This window comes from Spirillospora sp. NPDC049024 (assembly GCF_040649235.1).
In the GTDB taxonomy this organism is placed as follows: Bacteria; Actinomycetota; Actinomycetes; order Streptosporangiales; family Streptosporangiaceae; genus Spirillospora.
The window spans coordinates 1-6,870 of sequence record NZ_JBEZFD010000052.1 but is presented as its reverse complement, the minus strand read 5'-3'; the positions used below and the strand labels follow the sequence as shown (position 1 = coordinate 6,870).

The following is a 6,870-nucleotide window of genomic DNA, read 5'->3' as shown; positions in this document are numbered from 1 at the left end:
AGGCTCAGGCACTAGCCTGGAATGCATTTTGACTTTCCATCGACCTCCAATCATGCATTCACTCGAAACGTGCGACTTCACGTCGCACAACCAGTCGGGATCGTGACCGGCACAGGCGAACATGTGCAGCCGCTCGAAGTGGCCGCCGGTGTTCCACGCCTCGTCCAGGCGCTTCATGCACGCATCACTCGGGCGGAACCGACCGGCCTCCCAGTTCGATACGGTCCCGCGCGTCGCTTTCACGACCAGAGCCATCTGGGCGAGCGAGAGCCCTCGCTGAGTGCGGTGAAACCAAAGGTCAAAGGCCAACCAGGCCCAGAGCGAGGACTTCGGATCGATCGACTCCCGCACGCTCATAGGCCACTCACATGTGTATTGACCGCCGAACAATGCACAACACGCTACCGAATGATCACTCACAGTGAGAGCACAATCCGCCAACTCGGGATGGCTCTCAATGGACGATCTTCAAATCACCAGCTCGGCGCATGGTGCGCCGGAAGTGCGACTGACGCTGCTCGCCGTGCCGTCGAGCGTCGTGCTGGCGCGGGAGCTCGTCCGGTACACGTTGACGAACTGGGGATTCGGCCGCGACCTGATCAACGACTCGGCGCTCGTCATGAGCGAGATCGTCACCAATGCCGTGGGCGCGGCCTGCGGGCGGCAGATCCGCCTCCGCTGCGCCTTGCAGGACGGAACGCCGCTTCTGGAGTGCTGGGATCCTTCCCCCGATCTACCGTCCCCGCGCCCGCTGTCCCTCACGGCCGAGAACGGGCGCGGGCTGGCCATCGTCTCCGCCTACGCGAAAGAGACCGGCACCCGTTCCTCGGCCACCGGCGAAGGAAAGGTCGTCTGGGCCCTCATGCCGACCTGACCCCTCGCCCGTGCCTCGGACTCCGCCCGGCTCATCGGCGGATCGCGCCGTAGAGCGAGCCTGCGAGCAGGGTGAGGCCGGACAGGACGCCGCTGACGAACGGGATCCATTCCACGGACGACACCGCGGCCATGATCATGCCCGCTGCTCCGAGACCGGTCAGCACGACCCCCGGCACCGCGATGGAGCCCCTCTTCCACACCCGCGCCAGCACGACGAAATGCAGGCCGACGATCAACGCGATCCAGGCGACGTTGACCTCCTGCGGCGCGCCCAGCGACCTCAGCGCGGCGATCCCGCCGAAGATCAGCGCGAACTCCGCGGCCACCACGAGCCCGAACCGCGGCCCGAACCACCGCGGCCGCGCGTCGCCGCGCGGCGTCCCCCCGCGCCGGTCGCCGCGGAAGCCGGTCACCACCACCGCGAGCAGGCACAGCACCGCCAGGATGCGCACCGCGATCCCGGCGGCCCCTGGGAGAGGCTCTCCCGCGTTGGCGAGCACGAAAGCAGTACCGAAGCCGGAACCGATCAGCAGGCCGAGCAATTGTGGCGACACGCGGATGATCTTATTGCCGACGGCCTTGTCCGCCGCGTCCGCCGGAAGGCCACCGCGCCTCCCCGCGGCATGCGAGGAGAGCAGGGCGGTTTTATTCGATGGAGGCGGCGGGGGTGTGCCGCGTAGCGTGAGCGGCATGGCACGAGGCATCTGGTCGCAGAAGGTCCGCAGCGCCCGCTGACGGCGGCGCCTTTCCCCTTTCTGAATCCGCGCTCGCCGTCCCGGATCCCGCCGGGCGGCGGTCTGCTGCTGCCCGGCTCCATCGCGAGCTGCGGAGCACCCTTTGAGCCTCATTCCGATTCCCGAGAACATGTCCCTGCCCGTTCCTGCGGGCGACAGCGCGCACATCCGCGCCGAGAGCGTCGCGGTCACACGCGGGTCGCGGCGGATCCTCCACGACGTGTCGGTCACCGTCTCGGCCCGGTCCCGGATCGCCGTCGTCGGCGAGAACGGCCGCGGCAAGACGACGCTGCTGCACGTCCTCGCCGGGTTGATCCAGCCCGACGAGGGCACCGTGCACCGCGCCGGAACGATCGGCCTGGCCCGCCAGGAGCTGGCGGCGCGCGACGGCGAGACCGTCGGGACCCTGACGTCCGCGGCGCTGGCCGCCCCGGTCGCGGCCCTCGCCGCGCTGGACGAGGCGACCACGGCCGTGACCGCCGGTGATCCGTCCGCCGACGACCGCTATGCCGCGGCGCTGGAGGCCGCCACGCGGCTCGACGCGTGGGACGCCGAACGCCGCGTCGACGTCGCTCTGGAGGCCCTCGGCGCGTGCACGGACCGCGACCGCCGGTTGGCGACGCTGTCGGTCGGGCAGCGCTACCGGGTGCGGCTCGCCTGCCTGCTCGCCGCCCGGCACGACGTACTGCTGCTCGACGAGCCGACCAACCATCTCGACTCCGGCGGGCTGGACTTCCTGACCCGCCGCCTGCGCGAGCACGAGGGCGGCCTCGCCGTCGTCAGCCACGACCGGGCGCTGCTGCGCGACGTCGCCGACCGGTTCCTCGACCTCGACCCCAGCCGCGACGGCAAGCCGCGCCTTTACGCGGGCGGCTATGACGCGTGGCAAGACGCACGGCGCAGCGAGCGCGAGCGCTGGGAACAGGACTACGAGCAGCAGCAGACCGAGCACCGGCGGCTGCAGGACGCGGTGTCCAAGGCCCGCGACCGGCTGTCCACCGGTTGGCGGCCGGACAAGGGCACCGGCAAGCACCAGCGCCAGTCCCGCGCGCCGGGCGTCGTCCAGGCTCTGAACCGGCGGCAGGACGCCCTTGAGGCGCACCGCATCGACGTGCCGGAGCCGCCGCCGGCCCTGCGGTGGCCCGACCTGGGGATCCGGTCGCGAGCACCGCAGTTGCGGGCGCACGGCGTCACCGTCGAGGGGCGGTTGGCCGGTCCGGTCGACTTCACCCTGGACGGCGGCGACCGGCTGCTCGTCACCGGCCCCAACGGCGCCGGGAAGTCCACGCTGCTCGCGGTGCTGGCCGGTTCTCTCCCGCCCACCCGCGGACGCCTCTGGACGGCGAACGGCACCCGTGTCGCCCTGATCACGCAGGAGACCGTCGAGCACGCCCCCGAGCTCACCGCCCGCGAGGTGTACGACCAGCACGTGGGGCGGCTGGTGGCCCGCCAGGCGCTGCGCGACGCCGACATCGTCCCGCTCGGGTCGCTCGGGCTCCTGGACTCCGCCGCGATGCGCACGCCGACCGCGCGCATGTCGCAGGGCCAGCAGCGGCGCCTCGACCTGGCCCTCGCGCTGGCCGCGCGGCCCGGCCTGGTCCTGCTCGACGAGCCGACCAACCACCTGTCGTCGACGCTGGTCGACGAGCTGACCGGCGCGATCCGCGCCACGAGCGCCACCGTCGTCGTCGCCACCCATGACCGGCAGCTGCTGAGGGACCTCGCCGACTGGCCTCGTCTGGAGATCGGACGCTCGGAAGGCTGATGAGGACGGGGTCCGGCCGGCGGCCGGACCCCGGCTTCACCGGGCATCACCTGCGGGAACTCTCCGGTAAATGCGCACCACGATGGGTCAATGCGTCGGAGATTGTGCGATTCGGGGCCGTCAATGACGCCGGGGAAGGGCTGGCGGGACGCGGAGACGGCGGGCAAGCCTGACGTAACGACCAGCCGACGAGAGGCAGTCATGACGACCGAGGTGTCGGACCTGACGCGTGGCGTGCGCGCGCTGGTCGACGACAACATGGAACGGCTCTGGCAGGACCTGGCGTGCCTCGTCGAGATACCCAGCTACGCCGCGAACCCGGAAGGCGTCCAGAACGCCCGCCATGAGGTCGTCCGCCTCTTCCAGCAGGCGGGGATCGCCCATGTGGAGGAGGTGGCGGTCTCCCACGACGGCAGGACGGCGACGCCCCTCGTCTACGGCGAACATCCCGCGCCGCCCGTGGCCGGGGCGCCGACGGTGCTGCTCTACGCGCACTACGACGTCCAGCCGCCGGGGGACGGCTGGGACACCCGTCCGTTCATAGCGACGGAGAACGAGATCGCCGGGGTGCGCCGGCTGTACGGCCGGGGCACCGCCGACGACAAGTCCGGGATCTGCATGCACCTGGCCATGCTGCGGATGTTCGGCAAGGACATGCCGGTCAATCTGAAGCTCGTCATCGAGGGCGAGGAGGAGACCGGGACCGGCATCCTCGAGGACTATCTCGCCTCCGAGACGGGCCGCGCGGACCACCGCTTCACCGCCGACCTGATCGTGATGGCCGACACCGGGAACGTCCAGCGCGGGCAGCCCACCATCACGACGAGCCTGCGCGGCCTGGTCGCCGTGGACGTCACGGTGAGCACGCTCCACAGCCCTGTGCACAGCGGCGTGTACGGCGGGCCCGCGCCGGACGCGTTCATGGCCCTCGTCCGCATGCTCGCCGCGCTCCAGGACGACCAGGGCGACGTCCTGCTCCGGCTGGACAAGGAGGACCTCGGGTGGCCGGACGTGCCCGACGACCGGTTCCGCCACGACGCCGGCCTGCTGGAGGACGTGCAGCTGATCGGCACGGGCCCCCTCGCCGAGCGCCTGTACGGCAAACCGTCCGTGAACGTCGTCGGCCTGGACGGCGTCCCGCCGATGGCCGGTGCCACAAACGCGCTCCGGCCGTCCGTCACAGCCCAGATCAGCGTCCGGCTGGCCCCGCATCAGAACCTCAAACAGGCCCGCGAGGGGCTCACCGCGCGGCTCAGGGAGGTCGCTCCCTGGGGTGCACGCGTGGAGGTGACCCCGGCCAATGAGGGCGCGGGGTTCGCAGCCGACCCCAACACGCCCCGAATGAAGGACGCCCACGTCGCCTTGGAGCAGGCGTACGACGGCAAATCCGTCGCGCACGCCGGGCAGGGCGGGGCGATCCCGCTGGCCAGCGCGTTCCGCGCCGCCAACCCGCACGCGGACATCCTGCTGTGGGGCTGCGAGGAGCCCACGTGCGCCATCCACGCTCCGAACGAGAGCGTCAGCTATTCCGAGCTCCAGTCCATGACGGAGGCGGAGGCCCTGCTGCTGAAGGCGAGCGGCATGCACGCCCGGAAGGGAGATCCACGATGACGCAGACCATCGGCCGTCCCACCACCGAGTACACCGAGCGCGCCTGGCAGGACGGGGCCAGGCCCGGCCAGCAGGTCTGGGGGACGCCGCCGCCGTTCGCCCCCGACCCGCAGGACTTCGTCCTGGACGGCACAGGGGTGCCGCCCGACAAGCGCGACACGGTGCTGCGCCGCCTGGCCGCCTACCTGTCGGACCGGCGCGACCACATGCTCGGCTACCAGGTCAACGAGAACATGGACGCCTACCGGCTCGACATCGGGCAGTTCCTCACCAGCCACATCAACAACATCGGCGACCCGTTCCAGGAGAGCGGCTACAAGGTCAACTCCAAGGTCGTCGAGCAGGCGGTGCTGTCGTACCTCGCGCGGCTCTGGCACGGGACCCCCTACGACCCGAAGGACAAGGAGTCGTGCTGGGGATACGTCCTAAGCATGGGCTCCACCGAGGGGAACATGTACGCGCTGTGGAACGCCCGCGACTACCTTTCCGGCAAGCGGCTGCTCGGCGAGGAGGAGGGCGCCCACAAGGGCGCGCCGGTGCGCTACACCTCCCCGACCGTGCCGCGCGAGAACCCCAACGCGTACTCGCCGGTGGTCTTCTACTCGGAGGACACGCACTACTCGTTCACCAAGGCGGTCCGGGTGCTGAACCTGCCGACGTTCAGCGAGCTGGGGCGCGCCATGTACCCGGACGACTGCCCGCTCGGCGGCCCCTGGCCTGACGAGGTGCCGTCCGCGCTGCCCTCCGGCGGCCCGCCCGACGAGCAGTACTCGACGTTCGGGCCCGGCTCCATCGACGTCACCGCGCTGGCGACGCTGGTCGAGTTCTTCGCTGCCAAGGGCCATCCGATCATCGTCAGCCTGAACTTCGGCAGCACGTTCAAGGGCGCCTACGACGACGTGCGGAGCGTCTGCGACCGCCTCCTTCCGATCTTCGCCGAGCACGGGCTGGTGCGGCGCAGGGTGGAGTACGAGGAGGGCCGGCACGACGTCCGGCGCGGGTTCTGGATCCACGTGGACGGCGCGCTCGGCGCCGCCTACGTCCCGTTCCTGGACAAGGCGACCCGCGACCCCCGCTACGAGTACGAGCCCGAGGTGCCCGTCCCCGAGTTCGACTTCGGCCTGACCTCCGTCGTCCCCGGCGAAAAGCCGCTGAAGGAGTCGGTGGACATGGTGGCGTCCATCGTGGTCAGCGGGCACAAGTGGATGGGCGCGCCATGGCCGTGCGGGGCCTTCATGACCAAGATCAAGTACCAGATGCAGCCGCCGGACAACCCCGAGTACATCGGCTCGCTGGACACCACGTTCGCCGGCTCCCGCAACGGCCTCTCGCCGATCGTCCTGTGGGACCACATCGCCCAGAACCCCGACGCCCGCCAGATCGCGCTCAGCATGCACTGCCAGCGCATGGCCGCCTACCTGGTGGACAAGCTCACCCGCCTGGAACAGAGGCTCGCGTCGAAGTTCGGTCCCGGCGGCCTGTGGATCGCCCACACTCCGCTGAGCCTCACCGTCCGGTTCCGGCGACCGAACCCGGCGCTGGTGGCGAAATGGTCGCTGTCGACGGTCACCATGCGCATGCGGCCGGACGACCCGAAGCCGCGAGACATGGCCCACGCCTTCCTGATGGCCTCGGTGACAGAAGAGGAGATCGACGCCTTCGTAGCCGACCTCCACGCACCCGACGCCTTCGACCCGAAGGCCACGATCCCCGCCGAACTGTCCACCCCAACCCAGACCTTCGACGGCGAAATCCTCACCGGCGAGTCCCCCTACGCCGACCGCGGCTTCACCTAATGGGAGCTACCGGGTCGGCCGCCGCTGGCAGACTCGGTGCCTGGTAGCCGCTGGTGAGTGAGCACTTTTATCACCTGGACCTTGGAGT

General features: G+C 70.4%; 6 protein-coding genes. 4 read left to right on the top strand and 2 right to left on the bottom strand.

Annotated features, from left to right (window positions below; genetic code table 11):
* On the bottom strand, positions 1-357 hold a 357-nt coding region (locus AB0C21_RS43185; RefSeq protein WP_500212313.1), incomplete at its 3' end, for a helix-turn-helix domain-containing protein.
* Between the two features lie 145 nt (positions 358-502).
* Here AB0C21_RS43185 and AB0C21_RS43180 point away from each other — a divergent pair.
* Positions 503-874, top strand: a complete 372-nt coding sequence (locus tag AB0C21_RS43180; protein WP_500212312.1) for an ATP-binding protein — start codon at positions 503-505, stop codon at positions 872-874.
* A 31-nt stretch (positions 875-905) separates the two neighbouring features.
* On the opposite strand, the gene AB0C21_RS43175 is transcribed toward AB0C21_RS43180, so the two are convergent.
* Positions 906-1,430, bottom strand: a complete 525-nt coding sequence (locus tag AB0C21_RS43175; protein ID WP_500212311.1) for a hypothetical protein — start codon at positions 1,428-1,430, stop codon at positions 906-908.
* A gap of 310 nt (positions 1,431-1,740) precedes the next feature.
* Between AB0C21_RS43175 and AB0C21_RS43170 the strand changes: the two genes are divergently transcribed.
* From AB0C21_RS43170 to AB0C21_RS43160, 3 genes are all read left to right on the top strand, one after another.
* Complete coding sequence (locus AB0C21_RS43170) at positions 1,741-3,375, top strand: ABC-F family ATP-binding cassette domain-containing protein (RefSeq protein WP_500212314.1); 1,635 nt, start codon at positions 1,741-1,743, stop codon at positions 3,373-3,375.
* A 201-nt stretch (positions 3,376-3,576) separates the two neighbouring features.
* The gene (locus tag AB0C21_RS43165) at positions 3,577-4,986 is read left to right on the top strand and encodes a M20/M25/M40 family metallo-hydrolase (protein ID WP_500212309.1); all 1,410 of its coding nucleotides are present in this window, start codon (positions 3,577-3,579) and stop codon (positions 4,984-4,986) included.
* A complete protein-coding gene (locus AB0C21_RS43160) occupies positions 4,983-6,782 on the top strand; it encodes a PLP-dependent aminotransferase family protein (RefSeq protein ID WP_500212307.1) in 1,800 nt (599 codons plus the stop codon). Before AB0C21_RS43165 ends, AB0C21_RS43160 begins: the two co-directional genes overlap by 4 nt.
* Positions 6,783-6,870 lie beyond the last annotated feature (88 nt).

What these genes read in the sequence shown, in the direction of transcription:
- AB0C21_RS43170 (WP_500212314.1), top strand. Translation starts at nt 1,741, where the DNA reads ATGTCCCTGCCCGTTCCTGCGGGCGACAGCGCGCACATCCGCGCCGAG.
- AB0C21_RS43165 (WP_500212309.1), top strand. Translation starts at nt 3,577, where the DNA reads ATGACGACCGAGGTGTCGGACCTGACGCGTGGCGTGCGCGCGCTGGTC.
- AB0C21_RS43160 (WP_500212307.1), top strand. Translation starts at nt 4,983, where the DNA reads ATGACGCAGACCATCGGCCGTCCCACCACCGAGTACACCGAGCGCGCC.